Source organism: Tolypothrix tenuis PCC 7101, from assembly GCF_963874875.1.
In the GTDB taxonomy this organism is placed as follows: domain Bacteria; phylum Cyanobacteriota; class Cyanobacteriia; order Cyanobacteriales; family Nostocaceae; genus Aulosira; species Aulosira tenue.
On record NZ_CAWNJS010000001.1, the window covers coordinates 5,278,798 to 5,295,866 of the forward strand.

The 17,069-nt window shown below is 39.5% G+C and carries 19 protein-coding genes, 1 tRNA gene and 1 CRISPR repeat array (2 of these 21 only partly in view); of the genes, 10 read left to right on the forward strand and 10 right to left on the reverse strand.

The features are described 5' to 3' along the window. On the forward strand, positions 1–805 hold the 3' portion of the coding sequence (locus AACU25_RS20810) for a hypothetical protein (RefSeq protein ID WP_321206661.1). 395 nt of this gene lie to the left of the window's left edge; 805 of the gene's 1,200 nt are visible here — the last part of the coding sequence; the start codon falls outside the window, past its left edge; it ends in the stop codon at positions 803–805. A gap of 141 nt (positions 806–946) precedes the next feature. Here AACU25_RS20810 and AACU25_RS20815 read toward each other — a convergent pair whose 3' ends face one another. From AACU25_RS20815 to nadA, 3 genes are all read right to left on the reverse strand, one after another. After that, the gene (locus tag AACU25_RS20815; RefSeq protein ID WP_190445722.1) at positions 947–1,201 is read right to left on the reverse strand and encodes a GIY-YIG nuclease family protein; all 255 of its coding nucleotides are present in this window, start codon (positions 1,199–1,201) and stop codon (positions 947–949) included. Positions 1,202–1,358: 157 nt separating this feature from the next. Then, on the reverse strand, positions 1,359–1,910 hold the full coding sequence (locus tag AACU25_RS20820) for a lecithin retinol acyltransferase family protein (RefSeq protein ID WP_096578877.1): 552 nt from the start codon (positions 1,908–1,910) through the stop codon (positions 1,359–1,361). Between the two features lie 169 nt (positions 1,911–2,079). Further along, complete coding sequence (nadA, locus tag AACU25_RS20825; protein WP_096578879.1) at positions 2,080–3,054, reverse strand: quinolinate synthase NadA; 975 nt, start codon at positions 3,052–3,054, stop codon at positions 2,080–2,082. A gap of 323 nt (positions 3,055–3,377) precedes the next feature. Here nadA and AACU25_RS20830 point away from each other — a divergent pair, with 323 nt between their 5' ends. Both AACU25_RS20830 and AACU25_RS20835 read left to right on the forward strand, forming a co-directional pair. Further along, complete coding sequence (locus AACU25_RS20830; protein WP_096578881.1) at positions 3,378–4,307, forward strand: TIGR04168 family protein; 930 nt, start codon at positions 3,378–3,380, stop codon at positions 4,305–4,307. An 83-nt stretch (positions 4,308–4,390) separates the two neighbouring features. Beyond that, positions 4,391–4,475, forward strand: a tRNA-Ser gene (locus AACU25_RS20835). 21 nt (positions 4,476–4,496) lie between these two features. Here the strand turns inward: AACU25_RS20835 and AACU25_RS20840 are convergent. The 4 genes from AACU25_RS20840 to AACU25_RS20855 all read right to left on the reverse strand — a co-directional run bounded on the left by AACU25_RS20840 (position 4,497) and on the right by AACU25_RS20855 (position 9,367). Continuing rightward, positions 4,497–5,921 (reverse strand): hypothetical protein, encoded by a 1,425-nt coding sequence (locus AACU25_RS20840; RefSeq protein ID WP_096578883.1) that lies wholly within the window; start codon positions 5,919–5,921, stop codon positions 4,497–4,499. A gap of 136 nt (positions 5,922–6,057) precedes the next feature. Further along, positions 6,058–7,059 (reverse strand): hypothetical protein, encoded by a 1,002-nt coding sequence (locus AACU25_RS20845; RefSeq protein WP_096578885.1) that lies wholly within the window; start codon positions 7,057–7,059, stop codon positions 6,058–6,060. 157 nt (positions 7,060–7,216) lie between these two features. After that, positions 7,217–7,933, reverse strand: a complete 717-nt coding sequence (locus tag AACU25_RS20850; protein ID WP_096578887.1) for a flagellar motor protein — start codon at positions 7,931–7,933, stop codon at positions 7,217–7,219. Positions 7,934–7,954: 21 nt separating this feature from the next. Continuing rightward, complete coding sequence (locus AACU25_RS20855; protein ID WP_096578889.1) at positions 7,955–9,367, reverse strand: MlaD family protein; 1,413 nt, start codon at positions 9,365–9,367, stop codon at positions 7,955–7,957. 201 nt (positions 9,368–9,568) lie between these two features. Here AACU25_RS20855 and AACU25_RS20860 point away from each other — a divergent pair, with 201 nt between their 5' ends. From AACU25_RS20860 to AACU25_RS20870, 3 genes are all read left to right on the forward strand, one after another. Further along, entirely contained in the window at positions 9,569–10,600 is a 1,032-nt protein-coding gene (locus AACU25_RS20860; RefSeq protein WP_096578891.1) for a serine/threonine-protein kinase, read from the forward strand. Positions 10,601–10,678: 78 nt separating this feature from the next. Further along, positions 10,679–10,945, forward strand: a complete 267-nt coding sequence (locus AACU25_RS20865; protein ID WP_096578893.1) for an Arc family DNA-binding protein — start codon at positions 10,679–10,681, stop codon at positions 10,943–10,945. After that, positions 10,942–11,394 carry a type II toxin-antitoxin system VapC family toxin gene (locus AACU25_RS20870; protein WP_096578895.1) on the forward strand — a complete coding sequence of 151 codons (453 nt, stop codon included), beginning with the start codon at positions 10,942–10,944 and terminating at the stop codon, positions 11,392–11,394. Before AACU25_RS20865 ends, AACU25_RS20870 begins: the two co-directional genes overlap by 4 nt. A gap of 123 nt (positions 11,395–11,517) precedes the next feature. Here the strand turns inward: AACU25_RS20870 and AACU25_RS20875 are convergent, their stop codons facing one another. Beyond that, positions 11,518–11,730, reverse strand: coding sequence for a helix-turn-helix domain-containing protein (locus AACU25_RS20875; protein ID WP_045872408.1), 213 nt, complete (start codon positions 11,728–11,730; stop codon positions 11,518–11,520). Positions 11,731–11,945: 215 nt separating this feature from the next. On the opposite strand from AACU25_RS20875, the gene AACU25_RS20880 reads away from it, so the two are divergent. The 3 genes from AACU25_RS20880 (at position 11,946) to AACU25_RS20890 (ending at position 13,242) form a co-directional block, all read left to right on the forward strand. Continuing rightward, complete coding sequence (locus tag AACU25_RS20880) at positions 11,946–12,452, forward strand: hypothetical protein (RefSeq protein WP_096578897.1); 507 nt, start codon at positions 11,946–11,948, stop codon at positions 12,450–12,452. Positions 12,453–12,601: 149 nt separating this feature from the next. Then, complete coding sequence (locus AACU25_RS20885) at positions 12,602–12,811, forward strand: transferase hexapeptide repeat containing protein (RefSeq protein ID WP_096578899.1); 210 nt, start codon at positions 12,602–12,604, stop codon at positions 12,809–12,811. Positions 12,812–12,894: 83 nt separating this feature from the next. Next, positions 12,895–13,242 (forward strand): type II toxin-antitoxin system VapC family toxin, encoded by a 348-nt coding sequence (locus AACU25_RS20890; RefSeq protein WP_321206662.1) that lies wholly within the window; start codon positions 12,895–12,897, stop codon positions 13,240–13,242. Between the two features lie 129 nt (positions 13,243–13,371). On the opposite strand, the gene AACU25_RS20895 is transcribed toward AACU25_RS20890, so the two are convergent. After that, positions 13,372–14,274, reverse strand: coding sequence for a S1 RNA-binding domain-containing protein (locus tag AACU25_RS20895; protein ID WP_096578903.1), 903 nt, complete (start codon positions 14,272–14,274; stop codon positions 13,372–13,374). Between the two features lie 183 nt (positions 14,275–14,457). Continuing rightward, positions 14,458–15,198, reverse strand: coding sequence for a dienelactone hydrolase family protein (locus tag AACU25_RS20900; RefSeq protein ID WP_096578905.1), 741 nt, complete (start codon positions 15,196–15,198; stop codon positions 14,458–14,460). Positions 15,199–15,397: 199 nt separating this feature from the next. On the opposite strand from AACU25_RS20900, the gene AACU25_RS20905 reads away from it, so the two are divergent. After that, positions 15,398–16,381, forward strand: coding sequence for a GntR family transcriptional regulator (locus tag AACU25_RS20905; protein ID WP_096578907.1), 984 nt, complete (start codon positions 15,398–15,400; stop codon positions 16,379–16,381). Between the two features lie 137 nt (positions 16,382–16,518). Then, positions 16,519–17,069: direct repeats of the CRISPR family, unit length 38 nt; unit sequence TGTTTCAATCCCTAATAGGGATTAAGTGAAATTTCAAC; it runs 80 nt beyond the window's last position.

Genomic DNA, 17,069 nt, shown 5'->3' on the forward strand with positions numbered 1-17,069 from the left:
GTCTAAAACAGAACTTGCTCAGGTCAGCTTACCTAAGCCAAATTCTTTGCGATCTGTGGTTTTCAAACGCAGAAATAGAAATAAGGCTAGAAATAGGTTCCAGAGTAAAAGTATACCTAAACAGTCCTTACCTATAGGACTACTGAAGGTATCTAGTTTATGTTTGCCTCTACTGTTGCTAGTTTGGGGTGCTTATGCATGGTTAGAAGGGAAAGGCGAAAGCTCTACTTCAGCAGAGACTTCTAAATCTTTAACTATCCAACCGCAAGTATCATCTCTGGCAAATACTCAAAGTTTTTCTCAGAAAACTGAAGACCCATTTGTCGCCGCAGTGCGGATTGCTAATCAAGCTTCTGCATTGGGTAAAAAGGCTCTAACACCTGAGCAGAGATTGGAGCTAGCTACTAAATGGCAAGAGGCTTCTGATTTAATGAGTCAGGTTCCAGCAAAACATAGCCGCTATCAGGAAGCGCAAAGCCGCATTCAACTGTATAAGAAATATGCAGAAGCTTCTCAATCGATAGCTGCAAAGCCAAAACCCACTCCTACGCCTGGAGTTAAAACTCTTTCTACCCCAGATCCATTTGCAGCTGCAGTGCGGATTGCTAATCAAGCTTCTGCATCTGGGAAAACAGCCGCAAGTTCAGAGCAATGGTCAACTCTAGCAGCGAAATGGCAAGAGGCTTCTGATTTAATGAGTCAGGTTCCAGCAGAACATAGCCGCTATCAAGAAGCGCAAAGTCGCATTCAACTATATAAGAAATTTAGTGAAGCGGCTAAAGTACAAGCTCAAAAAGGTCAGTGATGAAATTATCTACTGGTGGGGAATTCACATTCCCCATCTGTCATTTTGATATGCAGAGAAACACCTTTGCAAGAGAGGGTTTCCCATTGTGACTGATTGACGTAAGAAAACTGCTAAAAGAAGGCGATCGCACTACTTAATTTATTGATTATACTCAGGTTGAATCATCTGTTTCCATTGCTCAGATCGCTTGCTCATCAGTGATGGCTGATTCGCAGTCACTTCGATAATTCCAAACATAAAAGCTTCTTCTCCGAACTGCTGATAGTCATCAATGAATTGTTGGTAATCTTTACCAAATGAACCCCTTTGCAGTTCTCGTTTATTTGCCTCAAAACGTGACTCAATATTTTCGCTATAACCTATATATCTACGTCCATTGACTTTATTAGTCATTATATATACGCCACTTGTCATATCTAATTATTAGCTCCCATTGGCATACTAAATATCAGAATTATATGGGGTACAAAATATTTATTACAATCGTAATTATAATGATGTGAATAGTACGTAGGGTGTGTTAGCCTACAGCGTAACACACCTTGAATAGTTAACCTTCTTCATAATCTGGTTGATCTGAAAATAAATTTGCAATTCTTTTTCCTAACTCACTTCCCCCAAAACCAGCTGCCAAGCATACGCCAATAATAACTACTTCGGGAAGAGTTAAAGGTAGAACTGCACCTGCAACTCCTCCTGCTATTGCACCTCCTAAAATGCCTCCGGCTTCTTCTATAAAATTATGTAATTGACCGCATCTTTTTGTACCTGTTTTGCACCAATGTGCAAAGTGTTCGCAATTATTTCCAAATAAATTATAATCAGGTTCTCCTAGCTTATTTATGGCTCTATCTAAGACTAAATTATTATAATAACAAGAACCTTTTTTATATTGAACTACATAAATATTATGTCCTTTTGCAAATTTTTCAAATGATACTCCTCTGATTTGACCTCTTTTGAATTTTCCTTCAAAATGAATTACAACATTATGATAAATTTTATTTTTATATGGAATATCGCCACAATATATTCCATGATGATCGTGAGTTCCACAACGATAGAAAATGTGGTCACCTGGAATAATATCAACTGAATTCATGTTATTTAAATTCTAAGTATTGCTTTAATACTTAGATTACCCACTTTTTAAAAGAGATATATAATATAATTTTAAATTTATGAGCAAAAAAGAAAGGCTTTATTAAAGTTTGTATATTGCTTTTGTAGAGACGCAAAATGGCGCGTCTCTACAATTTATCTAAACATACCTAAACACTCATTTCTAACATCCGTTGCATTGGGCGCAACGCTGCTAAACGTATCTCCTCAGACATGGTGATTTCGGGAGTACGATTTTTCATTGCCAAATACACTTTTTCTAAGGTATTTAAGCGCATAAACGGACATTCATTGCAATTACAGTTATTAATTGGTGGCGCAGGAATAAACCGCTTTTGGGGAGCTAGTTTTTGCATTTGGTGAATGATACCTGGCTCTGTAGCCACGATAAATTCCTGTGCAGGGCTGTTTTGACAATATGTTAGTAAAGCTGCTGTAGAACCGATATAGTTAGCGTGGCGCAAAATGCTAGTTTCGCATTCTGGGTGTGCGATCGCCTCCGCTTCGGGATGGGCAATTTTTAACTGGACAATTTTCTTTTCCGAGAAAGTTTCATGCACAATGCAGCTACCGTCCCAAAGCACCATATCTCGTCCGGTTTGCTCCATGACATAGCGCCCCAAATTGCGATCGGGGGCAAAAATAATGGGCTGGTCTTTCGGTATTTGCTGCACAATCTTCACAGCATTCGAACTGGTGCAGATAATATCGCTCATGGCTTTAATATCTGCAGAACAGTTAATATAAGAAACCACTAGATGATCGGGATGGGCGGCTTTAAAAGCTGCAAACGCCTCCGCTGGACAACTATCTGCTAAAGAACAACCAGCATTTAAATCTGGTAGCAGTACCAATTTATCAGGATTTAGTATCTTTGCTGTTTCTGCCATGAAGTGAACACCAGCAAAAACAATTGTATCTGCATTGGTATTAGCTGCAGCTCTGGCTAGTTGTAATGAATCCCCAATAAAGTCTGCAATATCCTGGATATCTGGCTCTTGATAGTAATGGGCTAAAATCACTGCGTTGAGTTCTTTTTTGAGACTCTCAATCGCCGCAAATAAATCCAGTGGTAGTACACCCGGATGGGTGGTTTCTCGATCAACAAGTGCAGTGTTAAACACAATTAGGGGTTAGTTAAAGTTGCAAGTATTTATGCTGTGGATTAATTATAGTAGTTTTTACCAAAAAATATAGTGGTTTTTACCAAAAATCGTAGAAGCTTTATAGAAACTCTATCCTTGGACATAGCATATTGGTATGGTTTTGGGGAAAAGGTTAAAGGTTTTTTCTTCCCCTTTTCCCATTCCCCTTTTTTCCCTTAACCGACAAGTGTTGGTTTCTTTCCCATCCCCAATGCCCAATGCCCCATACCCAGAGTTTTGACAATTTATGTCCAAAATCTGCTGAGTTGCCTATCCTAAAAGTAGACGGCAAGGACAGTGGCATGACCAGTGAGATAACAGAATCAATAAACCTGAAAATAGCTGTAGTTGGCGACGTTCACGACCAATGGGAAGAAGAAGATGGTATTGCACTCAAGCATTTGGGTGTGGACTTAGTGCTGTTTGTGGGAGATTTTGGCAATGAGTCAGTGGAAGTGGTAAGAGCGATCGCTTCTGTTGATATTCCCAAAGCCGCCGTAATGGGCAACCACGATGCATGGTACACTGCCACGGAATGGGGACGGAAAAAATGTCCCTACGATCGCACTAAGGAAGACTGGGTACAAGAACAACTTGATTTATTAGGTTCCGCCCATGTTGGTTATAGTAAGCTAGATTTTCCGCAATGGAATTTAACAGTAGTCGGAGGTCGTCCCTTTAGTTGGGGTGGGCCAGAATGGAGATTTGCTGACATCTGCAAAGAACGTTACGGTGTCAACGATTTTGAAGAATCAGCAAATAAAATTATGGCTGCGGTCAAAAGTGCTGCCTACGACACGATTATTTTTGTGGGACACAATGGCCCTAGTGGATTAGGCGATCGCCCTGAAGACCCCTGTGGTAAAGACTGGCTCCCCATTGGCGGCGATTTTGGCGATCCAGATTTTGGCGAAGCAATTTCCCAGGCTCTCAACGCTGGTAAAACTGTTCCTCTGGTGACATTTGGACATATGCACCATAGCCTACGACACACCAAAAAAGAGCTACGCAAGCCACTGCTGAAAAGCCCAGAAGGGATATTTTACTTGAATGCGGCTAGCGTACCCAGGATAGTAGAAATTCAAGGCAACAAGCGGCGGAATTTTTCCCTAGTCTCCCTAGAGGCGGGTGTAGTGTCGCAAATCTCACTAGTTTGGGTAGGCAATGATTACCAGATAGTCTCAGAAGAAATTTTTTACGAGCGATCGCGTCCAGTAGTGCAATCTGCGTAGATGATGAGATATAGTGTTATCTGTCAGCTTTTGTGCTAATCTAGAAAAGGCTTTGCACCAATAAAAAAGCTAGACAGTTTACTGGAGAGGTGGCAGAGTGGTCGATTGCGTCCGACTTGAAATCGGATGAAGTGAAAGCTTCCGGGAGTTCGAATCTCCCCCTCTCCGTTTTTCAGATAAGGTAACAATTTAAAGAATTAGAGATTGATCTGAATTCGTCATAAACTGATCAAACTCTTGAAAGTTTTCAAATTGTAGTTTTTTGCCTAAATTTTCGGCAAACTCCGCTAGAGCTTGAGTTGTAGATTCTATATTATTCGACGTTAATCCTGCATCTATTGCAGCAAAATAGGCATCAAATTCCATACAACGAGCCTGGAAGTTAGTTTCAAAAAGATGCTCAAACTCAGCTTGTTGTTGTTCCATAGCTTTACAAGCTGCTTGGCACATAGCCACGACTCGTTCAGCTTCTGCTTCTGCCAGACGAGCCTGTTTAAAAATAGCGGCAGCAGATTGATATATACTCGCAGCTATAAGATAGCCTGCCATACTTCCTACTATTGCGCCGACAGGGCCAAAAATAGCTCCTGCTGCTGTACCTGCATACAGACTATAAGTAGTACAGGTTCCAGTCTGACCGACTTTTTGTATTAACTCTTCAGTTGTAATTTCTCCTTTAGCAAAGCTGTAGACAGAGGCTCCAACATCAATTACACCAGCAGCAATAGTAACCGCAACATTGGATTTAGCTAATGCCTTAATACCTAGCTTAGTAGCTCCATACCTGATGAGCGTACCTCCTACACCTGTAGTACCACCACGCAGTCCAGATTTACCTGCATCTTTAACAGTGCTAAAAATCGCATCTTCGACAGTGTTTTCGCCGTGTAAAACGGCTATGCTGTTTTTTACTGCTGAAATTACTCCACCAACTACGAATCCTGCAACTGCTGCGTTAGCTCCTGTAACGGCTGCTTCTTTAGCAACAAACTTTGCTTCGGTAATAGCTGCGTAAATATCAGGCTTTTTAGCAGCCCAAAGGTTTTCTTCATAAGATGTACCTTCTGACTGTATTTTCTCTGCTTTCAGTCTATCTGTAGTATTTTTAGCTGTATCTGCATATTCTTCTGCTTTGATAGTTCCGGATTGTGCGCGGTTTTCAGCTAGTTGCCTCACCTTCTCAGCATTACCATCAGGCACTAGTTTCTGCATTCCCTGATACTTTTGATTGCTGAGAGCATGAGTCAAGTTACTAGCTTTATCCATAGACTTAGCTTGAACTTCTTCGATAACTAAATCACCCTTCTTAATCAAGATATCAGCAACAGCGTGAGGTTCACCTTCAGCAGCTGTTACAACTGCCTTGAGCGGGGAACTGTTTAAAGCAGCATCCGCATTAAATTTAGCTGCTTCTATATATTCAAATAGATTACCTTGTGAAATTTTAGGGTCAACGGCTCCCAACTTTTCAGCAGCAATTGTGAATAAATCCATCCCTTGCTTTATGGCATCTGTTGCTGCTGCATTTTGTTGAGCTTCTACAGCACCGTAAATACCAGATGCAAAAGATGTTGCAGAATAAACTGATTCTTGATTTTGGGCTTTCTTAGGCATTTTTGATACCAATAAAATGGGAGTTTTTTAGTAAAAAATTATAGGCAGAAAAAACAAAACTCCCAACTTAAAAGCTTTATCATAGTTAGGAGTAATTGAGGCTACAAATTACAGCTATTTAGCCATCATTAATAAATTAGGATTGACCTAAGAATGACTGTCCTTGCTTTAAAGCTTTATTGGAGCTTTCATCCAAAGCCCCATCTTTGGTGAGTAGTGGAGTTTCTAGTAAAAGCTTTAGAACTTGAGCAAACTGAACGGTGAGATATACTTGATGTTTTTGTGACTGATTATATTTAACAAAATCTGTACCTGCGGCAAGAATTGTACTTTCCAAACCATCTAGTACGGGTGTCATAGCTGTTGACAGTCGCATGATGACTTCATCAAATTTTGTGGCTACTTTGGTGATGGCATCTAAAACACTAATAGCCTTTTCCATTTCTTTTGCCATATTATCTGCTTCTACTTTATAGCTGCGAGCCTTTGCTAGATTTTCACTCGCTTTTGCAGCCATTAACATACCACCAACAGCTAAGACGGGGCCTGCTACTATTCCACCAAGGACAGCCATACCTCCAGCCATACCAAATCCACCAGCAGCGATTGAGCCTCCGCCAAACCATGCCAGAGTAGCATTAGTGGCGGCAGCACCTGCAAGCGTACTAATCGCAGTCCCGGTTGATGCAGAGGCAAACATCATAACACCCCCGTAACTAGCAATTCCTGCTAATGCTCCTGCTCCAACTGCACCAGCTCCTCCTACGACCACTTCGTGCGCTTTTAATGCAATATCTCTCATCTGAGCTAATTCATCCCTAGTAAAATTAGCTGCGTTAAACTCATCTGTATTCGCTTGTCCGGTTAACTCAACGTTTTTTAATTGCTCATAAAGCTTCACGAAACGTCCAAGTTGTGTATCCCAGACTTCCAATTTAAGTTGTCCTAAATGCTCTAGTGTTTCGGTTGTTACTTGTCGTGAAGACTTTAATTTATTTTCTGCACGCTCATAAACTGCCTGTGCGTCACGCTGTAAATCCTTGGCTTTTGAGTTATCTGAGTAAGCATCTACTCCTTTTTTAGCTCCAAATAAGCCTGCTCCTAAAGCTGCTGCACCAAGAATAAAAGGTAGAACCATGTTTACTTCACTAATTAAATCGTTATATTTATAATTCCCAACGAAAAAATAATTTTCTAAATATTTATACGTATTTAATATGTACTAAAATCGACAAAGAATTAGCTCTAGCAAGATTTTGTGCCATGATTGAAAATTTTTGCAGGAATCATAGGTATTAGCGGTTATTCCCTGGGGTTTTATACTGTCCCAATTGCGCGAAGCGAATTTCAATCCGCCGGCGCTTGGGGTTATCCCTTCTGTCTGGTGGCGCAAATCCTTGATCGTCTGGTAGCAGTAATTGTGCCGCAGAATAGGCTCTAAACTTTAGCCGTTTGAAAAGTCCAGATTTTCTTTGACGTTGAACATTTTGCAGTTCTTTCACTACTGCTAAGGCGCGCATTAAACCCAAATCAGCATTAGAACCTGGGCAAAGAATAGACACATCTTTATTATGAGTAGCGACTTCTTCTAATTTTGTATCTAAATTACCGCCGTTGCGATCGCTACAATTTAAAGAACCTACTTCTTCTCCATCTGTATGCCCAATTACTTCAATAACATCTACTTTTTTATTACTATTTTCAATTTGCTTAATATTATTTTCAATTTCTTTTAAAATTATGCCATTTTGATTAATATCTTTTTTCAAATTCTGTGGTAAAACTGCGCTACCTGACTTAAACTCATATTTTTCTGCTGGTAGTTCTATGATGGTTGGTTTCTCTTCATCACCAGTTGATATCCGAGAATCATTTATACTTTTTGAGTTTCTCGCTATCACTAATAATAATAGCAAGGTAATTATCATAAAAGCATTAGACATTAAGTCTGTAAAAGAAGTCCAGATACTAAAGGTGTCATTTATTGGTAAACTTCTTGTTCTTCTCCGCATATTTAAATTTCTCCATTGAGGCTAGAATCTAGATTTCTGTAACTGTGCTAATGCTGACAATAAATCAGAAAAATTATTTTGGATTTGCCTCATGGTTTGAGCATTGCGATCAATACTCTCAGATATATTTTGCAATTGATTAATTTGGCTACCTAATAACGATGCATTTTGATTTAATACTGATACTATTTGCCCCATATTAGTATTAGAAGATTGTGTAGTATTTTCAATAACTCCAAGTAAATTCTGCAATCTATTATTGTGGTTACCTACTTGTCCTGTGTGCTGCGTTAAAGATGCTGTTACCTGGAATATATTATTATTGAAAGTCTGGCTAGTTGCAGATAGTGTATTCGCATTTTGCAGCAGGCGATCGCTCACATGATTCAGGTTTTCCTGATTAGTTTGAATTAAGCTTTGGGTCTGTGAAGAGTTGTTCACCAAAGCATTACCAATATCTGCCAATTTATCTGCATAAATTTGTAATGTATCTATGGCGTTGTCAAAAGATTTTGTCGAATCATGCAGAGAGGATGTGATATCAGAAAAAGTTGTGGTTAATCTTGCCAAATTGTTAGTTGCATTAGTTAAAACATTAGCGCCTGTTTGCATCGATTGCGAAGATTGATTCGCGACAACCTGAAAATTATTCGCAGATGTATTGAGTGTATTAGAAGCTGCTGTGACAGCATTTTGAAAATCTTGAGTATTTTTTGGTAGAGTTGTGACAAATCCACTCAAGCTTTTGGCATAATTGTCTATAGTTTTAATCAGTACATCTATCTGTTCTGCTACTGTTGGCTGGTTTTGAGAGATAAAATAATCATTATCAAGAAAATCTTCTAAAGAAATTAGCAGTTTATCCTTCTCTAAATCTAAATCATAGGTGGGATGAAACTTCGTCAAGAAGACACTTCCAGCTAAAGCTGCTAGGCTACTAACGAATGCGATCGCCATTGAACCAATAATATCTGGTAAGGCTTTTTGTAATTGCAATTCACCACCAGTATTTCTACTAATTAAGAATAGATTCATGGTTATACCCAAGAATGTCCCCAATAAGCCAAGCGCTAAAAGAGAGTTGGGTAGTAATTGATAAGAGCGTTTATGTCGTTCCCAAATTTTTAATTCTTGATTTTCGCTACATCTTTTTTCAATTAAAGCGATTTTATTAATTCTCTCATATTGATTTCTACTAATACCTTGAACTTTCTGGACAAGTTCAGACCGAAGTTTTTGCTCGATTATACCTACTTGTTGAAGTAAAGCATTTTTCAGACGAATCCCATCAATAGTAGATTTGACAGTTAAGCCTAAAAAGGCTAGCACTATTAAAAAGGGAAACCAAGGAATAAACGATGGCGTAATTAAATAAAGTAATAGCAATACAAAACAAATTATAAATACACCATAGCGCAGTGATAGTTGCTTCATAATTCCGCAAATTCAATAATTGATTAATCAATGAAAAATATGTAATAAAAATTCTAGGTGTGTCCAAAGGATCATATCATATTGGTTGTAGTATAAAATATGTTACATACTTCGCTCAAGTTAGTTTCCTAGCTTTGACGTAGAGGCTTGAATATAAATTGACAAAGATTGCTTGGGTAATCTCTGCAACAGTGGTATCACATGAATACAGGTATATCAAAAATTCTCGGCGGACGTTACGAAATAGTTGCATTGCTAGGAGAAGGTGGTTTTAGTAGAACTTATCTAGCTAATGACTTGTTTCAGTCTGGAGTTCAGTATGCAGTCAAGCATTTTATCTTCTCTAGCGGTAATCAAAATGAGGTGGTTACAGCCAAGCAACTATTCCAACGTGAAGTCACAATTCTCAAAAACTTAAATGGACATCCGCAGATTCCCAAGTTTTATGAATACTTGGAAGAAAATCAAGAATTTTACTTAATTCAACAGTATATTCAAGGAAATACTTTAAGTAAAGAAATCAAATCTCGCCAAAAACTAGAAGAGCCTGAAGTTATCAAAATATTAGATAAATTAATAAATATTCTGCTATTTGTGCATAGCAATAATATTATACATCGGGATATTAAACCAGATAATATTATTGTGGATGATCATGATAATTTATTTTTAATTGACTTCGGAGCAGTCAAAGAAATTATTGTTAGAAATACGAGGTTGCAAAAACCGGGGACACAAATTTATACTCAAGGTTATTCTCCCGTAGAGCAAATGCGCGGATATCCGCAATTCAATAGTGATATTTACGCACTAGGAATGACTTTAATTGAGGCAATTACAGGTTTAGAGCCTCAAGCTTTAACAATAGATAATTTAGGAGAAGTTGTCTGGCGAGATAAAGCGGATGTTAGTAATTGGCTCGCTAGTATTTTGTCTAAAATGGTTCGTTATGAATCTAATGCAAGATATCAATCAGTTACGGAACTACAAAAAGACTTCAATGTAAGTCTATCTGCCACTAAGCTACCAAACACTAAAATGATGGCAGCATCTCTCAACCCATATTCCACAAGTGGCGAATCAATAAGTAATATAATTCTTTATCTAATCTTGAGCTTACTATCGATAATAGCAATTTTATATGCTGCTGGTTTACTACCAGAAAAAAGAGATAATGAGCTAAAAAAGCAACAGTCTTTATTGCCAGAAATAGCTTTAATGGTGGATGTTTAATCAGAGGCGATCGCCTATCTTATCCCCTCAATTACATCATGTTATTATTACTAATAACTACCTTGTAGATATAAAAAAATGGCTAACCTAAATCTGCTCAATATACCTGATGATTTATATGAGAAATTGCAAGAGTTAGCTCAAGCTGAACATTCTTCTATTGATGCTCAAGTGATTACAATCTTGCAAAATGCCTTAGCAAAAAAGACACAGCTAACAGAAGAAGAAAGGCGAAAGAATGTCCCCAAACTTCTAGAGGAAAGTCGTAATCGCCGACGGTTAAATCCAGCAGACTTTGGATTACCTGATAGTACTGAACTGATTCGAGAAGACCGCGACAGATGATTAATTCTCTCAGATGCGTGGTAGATACCAGTGTGTGCATCAAGTATTTTATAGCTGACCCACTAACTGCTAAAGTTAATCAACTCTTTAGCCATCTTGCCAATCCACAGGCTGAAATTTATGTACCAGACCTGTTTTACATCGAGTGTGCTAACGTTTTCTGGAAATACGTCCGTGCAAGAATGTACACGGCTGCTGAAATACAGACAGATTTAGCTACTCTCAAAGCCTTTCCCTTGCGTATTGTCTCCACAGCCGATTTGATGGCAGATGCAGTCAATATTGCCTTAAATTATGGCATTTCAACCTACGATGCTTCTTATGTTGCGCTTTCACAGCAGGTAGATGCAACTTTGTTGACTCTCGACAATAAGCTAGTGAGAGCATTAAGCGCTTCATCTTTCGATGTTTCGTTTTTCAATGACTTTGAAGTACCACCGTTAGTTTAAAATAACAGCGCGCCTTTGTTCATATCAGCGATTCACGCCAGGTTTTGGCATAACCAAGCATAAAAATATTTCTTTCCCATGCCCTATGCCCCATGCCCTATGCCCATTTCCAAACTAGTATAATTATTCCTGCACAACTTCAACCAATTCCTCAATCATCACATCAAAAGTTCGTGCTAACTTCTGAATTGCGGTAAAATCTACAGTTGCAAGTCCAGGCGATCGCGCATAGGTTCTGAGAGTACTATAAACCACACCAGAACGGTCAGATACCTCTTTCAGCGTCCAGCCCTTCTCCGCAGCAAATTCTCGAATCTTTAGCCTAACCATTCCCATAATTTGCTTGACAAATGACTTATATGAGTCGTTTAATAATTATATCCTAAATAATAACGATCGCCCTCTGGCCTGGAAAACTAAAGGGCGATCGCATTATCTACAACTACACATTCCATCAAATTTAAGAATCTTCTCTTTTCATCAGAATCATCTGTTTGACGAGAATCATCTTTTTTGAAGGGAATCATCTTTTCTGACGGGAATTATCTTTTATGCTATCATCACTCAAGCCGAAAGTGCTTGTCATCCGTGAATCAAAAATTGTTCACAAATCAGCAATTGTTCACCCGTTGGCGCGATTTGTTACAGAAGAAGCAATTTGCTTAATATTCCAAATTAGCATTGAAGATATATATACTGTGGAATGCTGGCGCTACATGGTTTACGTCCACGGTAAAGGCTTGAGTAAATTTGTTAGTTACGCTGATTTTCCGCCAATCTTGGGTGTAAAACCACCTACCCAAAGCGACTTTATCAAATGGCGTAGACGCTGGCGTAAGCAACATGAACCTCATCGCCACAAACAAGCACCCCAGTGGTGGGCAAAATTTTTCGTTGATGAATTCTGCCAAGCTCACTCAGAAGCTATGTTAAATAGTTGGGTAGAACTAATTGAGTTGATTCAATTTGCTTTTAATCCGGAAAAGTTAAAAGAACTCCAAAATAGCTATCATCAAGAAAAATTAGTTTTGAGCAGAGAAGTTTTCACAGATTTTTAATACCTAGACAAACTCTACATTATTTAGCAAAACATTACCTAGATAAGTAAAGTGCCTCGCAGTAATATTGACCAATTTTCAACTGAATTGAAAAAGCATTCCGCAAGCTGAGTGGCTATATAACAGTGAACGCTAAAAGGAGAGAACCCATGATAGATGAAACAGTTCTAGAGCATCGCCTGTTAAACCTTGAGCAAGCAATCTCTGATCTCCAACGCAAAGTCGAAGGAAAACCTTCCGAAAACTGGTTAGAAAAACTCATTGGCTCAATTTCTGATGAGGAAGCTTTTCTGAAAGCTCTGGAATATGGACGTGCTTTTCGTCAGGCTGATAAGCCTACTGATGAGGATGAAGAGTAATTGTGAAATATTTGCTCGATACCGACCACATCAGTTTTTTACAGAGACGTTCAGGTTCAGAGTTTACTCGTTTGATAGAGCGCATGGGACAGCATTCCTCTGCCGACTTTGCCTTATCGATCATTAGTTTTCATGAGCAAGTGCTTGGTGCTCATAACTTCATTAATCGTGCTCAGACGAATACTGACATAATCCGCGGATATGCTTTGCTGCTGGGAACTCTTCAAGGTTTTGCAACAGCTCCTATTTTATCGTTTGATGCCAGAGCGATCGCAGTCTTTGATGCGTTACGAGGGCAAAGGGTTCGTGTATCCACAATGGATTTAAGAATTGCAGCGATCGCTATATCTCGTGATTTGGTGTTGTTGACCCGAAATGCTAGTGACTTTAGTAAGATTCCAGGTTTAATGATGGAAGATTGGACGATTTAGAACCATCAGGCTCAAAAATCAGTGGAGCTGATTGTTCCTGGCTAATACAAAGACGCTTTCTTAGCGCAAATGGGATGAGAAAAGAAAGCGTCTCATAAGTGAAAATTAATTGGTAATTAATCAAAGCCGCTATTCAGCAGCTTTCTGATTAGCACGATTAGCACGCGCCTCAGCCGAAGCCATAACTTCATCCATATTTTCTAAAACTTCACCGGGGAAATTTTCTAAAACTCTGGTGGAAAGTGCAACCCGGCCTTTACCTTCATCTAAGTCAATAATCACAGCTTTGATTGGCTGACCAATTTGAAATACTTTATCTAGAGACTCAATAAACTTTTGGCTGACTTGCTTAATATGCAGTAAAGCACTGACCCCATCTAAATCGATAAATACGCCAAAAGGTTTAATACCTGTGACTTTACCTTCGACTAATTGACCGATTTCTAACAAGCTAAAGTTGCTAGAACGACTCGCCAAACGTTGAGAAAGAATTAGCTTTTTGTTATTGCGGTCTACTTCTAAAAAACCAGCAGTGAGAGTTTGACCTTTAAGTGCTTCTAAATTATCACGCTCAATCAAGTGCGATCGCGGAATGAAACCTCTTAAAGATTGAAGATCAACGGTGACACCACCTTTATTTACCCCTGTCACCCGCACTGGCACCGTTTGGGAATTTTCTTGCATTTGCGCCAGTCTTTCCCAAATATGCTGAATTTCTAACTGTTTTCGCGAAAGAGTAACTTGACCTTCTGCATCCTGTTCGCGGATAATCAAAAACTCCAGATCCTCTTGCATGGGTAGCACTTCCGATAAATCGGTAACTGCTCTCAAAGAAGCCTCATCACGGGGGATAAACGCTGACGATTTGCCACCAATATCAACATAAGCCCCATCATGGTCAAGCTGGAAAACTTTGCCGTGTACTACCTGTCCCTTTTGAAACTGGTAGTCGTGTTTTTCTAGTGCTTTGGCAAAGTCGTCCATTGTAAATGACGAATTGGCTGTTTGAGAACGTTTCGCTTCGGAATTCATGACTTTTGCAGATAATATTGTTATTTGCGCTGATGCTACTGGAGTTTTCAGAAGATTGCTTGTCTTCTATCTCCTTTTTCTCGTTAAGATTAACATTTGTCATTTGTCATTTGTAATACCAAGGACAAATGACAAATAACTAAAAACACCTCGACGAAAAAGTAGGCAACGGCTACATAGGTTTTATGCCAGTTGACCAAAGAGTTGTTTCACCTGCTCCCAAGCATCGGCTGCAACTTTAGGATTATAGCTGGCGCGACGGTCGCAGAAAAATCCGTGGTCAGCTCCATCGTAGCGAAACACGCGGTGCGGAATGTTGTATTTTTCTAACGTTGCTTCAATCTCGTCTACCTGTTCGGGAGGAATGCTGGCATCTTCCATGCCAAATAAGGTGTAAATTGTGCCTTTAATTTCACTGGTACGGGTAACGGTAGGCTGTCCACCGCCGGGTGTGCGCGTTGTAATCCCTGCGCCATAAAAGGAAGCTGTAGCTTTAATATCTGGGAGAGTAGCAGCCAGGTATGCTACGTGACCACCAAAGCAGAAACCTATACAGCCGAAGCTATCTTGTTTGACATTGGGAAGAGTTTTTAGATAATCAATTGTGGCTTGAATATCGCTCAATAATTCAGAAGCTGTGGTTTGCATTGCATAGCCGCGGCCAATTTCAATATCTTCGGGAGTATAGCCAGTTTCAAAACCTGGTGCTTGGCGTTGAAACAGTGCAGGTGCGATCGCAACATAACCTAGTTTTGCAATCCGTTCGGTAACATCGCGAATGTGGACATTGACACCAAAAATCTCTTGCAACACCACAATTGCTGGGTAAGAGCCTGATTCTTTTGGCTGTGCCAAGTAAGCTACTATTGAAAGATTATCTTGCGAAATTTGAACCGTTGTGGTGTCGATTGCTCGCTCTGTCATAATAGTTTTTACCAGGGTTGCGTGATTATTTGATATAACTATGCCAGTATCTCAAAGCTTTCTACCATCAAATTATCAATTAACAACAGTGAACAGATTAGAAATTTCTCTCGGAAAAATTTTATGTATAAATAAATTATTTAAAAGGTAGCAAATGCAGCTGGTTATATATCGCTACTAGCACCTAGGAGGTTTGGTGATGATTCAATTTCGCATTCAACCAGACAGTGAGATTCCCGCCTCAACCCAGCTGTTTAATCAAATCCGGTTTGCGATCGCTTCCCGGCAATATCCACCTGGGTACAAATTGCCGAGTACAAGGGCATTGGCAATGCAGACGGGGTTACACCGTAATACAATTAGCAAGGTTTATCGTCAGTTAGAAGAAGACGGATTTGTCGAAAGTCTCGCAGGTTCGGGGATTTATGTCCGCGCCCAAGGCCATGAGGGTGGTAGCAGAATGCAATCGCCCATTCTCAAGCAACATCCCGAAGCAGACAAAGTTGTTCAGCAAGCACTTGATGAACTTCTTTCTCAAGGATGTACACTCTCGCAAGCAAGGGAGCTATTTTTAGCAGAAATTGATTGGCGGTTGCGTTGCAGCGCTCAGGTGTTAGTAGCAGTTCCTACTTATGACATCGGCGCTGGGGAGTTGATGGTCTATGAATTAGAAAAAGCCCTGCAAATACCAATCCAGTTGATACCAATGGAAGAATTAGCATCTGTGCTAGATAAAACTTCCTCTGCCACAGTTGTGACTAGTCGGTATTTTATTGGCGACGTAGAAGACATCGCTTCCCCGAAAGCTGTACGGGTGATTCCTCTGGATATCTACGACTATTCTAAAGAACTTAATTTGTTGAAAACCTTGCCCAAAGAAAACTGTGTGGGCATAGTCAGCTTAAGTTCTGGAATTGCGCGCGCCGCCGAAGTGATTCTTCACGGACTCCGGGGAGATGAACTATTGGTAATGACAACCCAACCAAAAGATGCTTACAAACTTCAGGCGATCGTCAAGCGAGCCGAGGTAATTATCAGCGATCAAGCAAGTTATGCAGCAGTGCAAGCTGCTGTACAAGCGGCGGTAGAAGACATCATTCGTCCGCCCAAGTTGATTAAGGTTGATAATTATATTGGTACTAATTCCATCAATTTATTGAAACGAGAATTAGGTTTGGGTTAATTGAACCTATCCCACTAATAATATTTGCGCTAGAAAACTTAGACTGAGTTGAGAATTAAAAACGAAAAATCAAGGTTTTTAGGCATTTTTTACAACTAGATTTAGAGGTTTTAAAAATAGTGGGATAGGTTATTCTTAATTTTGTATCCTAATAGGGATTAAGTGAAATTTCAACCTGAAGGTGCGATCGCACTGGTTACAGTAAAATCTCTGGTTTCAATCCCTAATAGGGATTAAGTGAAATTTCAACGAGATGGTAGACCGGGAATAAATGGTATCAACGGAAGGGAGTTTCAATCCCTAATAGGGATTAAGTGAAATTTCAACTAGTTTTGTTAGCTTTCTTTAAGTCTAGAGTAACTATGTTTCAATCCCTAATAGGGATTAAGTGAAATTTCAACTTCATCAATTCAATGCGCTGCCTCAATTGATCTGTTTCAATCCCTAATAGGGATTAAGTGAAATTTCAACTGTCCCTTTCACATGGTGCTGATGGCAGAACCCCGTTAAGTGTTTCAATCCCTAATAGGGATTAAGTGAAATTTCAACCACCAACTACCATTACGCCAGACTTAACACCAATGTTTCAATCCCTAATAGGGATTAAGTGAAATTTCAACACTATAAGGCAGGTGGCAGGATTTGGAAGTGGGAGGTTGTTTCAATCCCTAATAGGGATTAAGTGAAA

Bases quoted from the DNA above. Each gene is read 5' to 3' on its own strand.
- AACU25_RS20855 (WP_096578889.1), bottom strand. From the start codon at position 9,367: ATGAAGCAACTATCACTGCGCTATGGTGTATTTATAATTTGTTTTGTA.
- AACU25_RS20830 (WP_096578881.1), top strand. From the start codon at position 3,378: ATGACCAGTGAGATAACAGAATCAATAAACCTGAAAATAGCTGTAGTT.
- AACU25_RS20900 (WP_096578905.1), bottom strand. From the start codon at position 15,198: ATGACAGAGCGAGCAATCGACACCACAACGGTTCAAATTTCGCAAGAT.
- AACU25_RS20870 (WP_096578895.1), top strand. From the start codon at position 10,942: ATGATTAATTCTCTCAGATGCGTGGTAGATACCAGTGTGTGCATCAAG.
- AACU25_RS20905 (WP_096578907.1), top strand. From the start codon at position 15,398: ATGATTCAATTTCGCATTCAACCAGACAGTGAGATTCCCGCCTCAACC.
- AACU25_RS20820 (WP_096578877.1), bottom strand. From the start codon at position 1,910: ATGAATTCAGTTGATATTATTCCAGGTGACCACATTTTCTATCGTTGT.
- AACU25_RS20890 (WP_321206662.1), top strand. From the start codon at position 12,895: ATGGGACAGCATTCCTCTGCCGACTTTGCCTTATCGATCATTAGTTTT.
- AACU25_RS20860 (WP_096578891.1), top strand. From the start codon at position 9,569: ATGAATACAGGTATATCAAAAATTCTCGGCGGACGTTACGAAATAGTT.
- AACU25_RS20815 (WP_190445722.1), bottom strand. From the start codon at position 1,201: ATGACTAATAAAGTCAATGGACGTAGATATATAGGTTATAGCGAAAAT.
- AACU25_RS20850 (WP_096578887.1), bottom strand. From the start codon at position 7,933: ATGCGGAGAAGAACAAGAAGTTTACCAATAAATGACACCTTTAGTATC.
- AACU25_RS20885 (WP_096578899.1), top strand. From the start codon at position 12,602: ATGATAGATGAAACAGTTCTAGAGCATCGCCTGTTAAACCTTGAGCAA.
- AACU25_RS20880 (WP_096578897.1), top strand. From the start codon at position 11,946: ATGCTATCATCACTCAAGCCGAAAGTGCTTGTCATCCGTGAATCAAAA.
- AACU25_RS20865 (WP_096578893.1), top strand. From the start codon at position 10,679: ATGGCTAACCTAAATCTGCTCAATATACCTGATGATTTATATGAGAAA.
- AACU25_RS20875 (WP_045872408.1), bottom strand. From the start codon at position 11,730: ATGGGAATGGTTAGGCTAAAGATTCGAGAATTTGCTGCGGAGAAGGGC.
- AACU25_RS20845 (WP_096578885.1), bottom strand. From the start codon at position 7,059: ATGGTTCTACCTTTTATTCTTGGTGCAGCAGCTTTAGGAGCAGGCTTA.
- AACU25_RS20840 (WP_096578883.1), bottom strand. From the start codon at position 5,921: ATGCCTAAGAAAGCCCAAAATCAAGAATCAGTTTATTCTGCAACATCT.
- AACU25_RS20895 (WP_096578903.1), bottom strand. From the start codon at position 14,274: ATGAATTCCGAAGCGAAACGTTCTCAAACAGCCAATTCGTCATTTACA.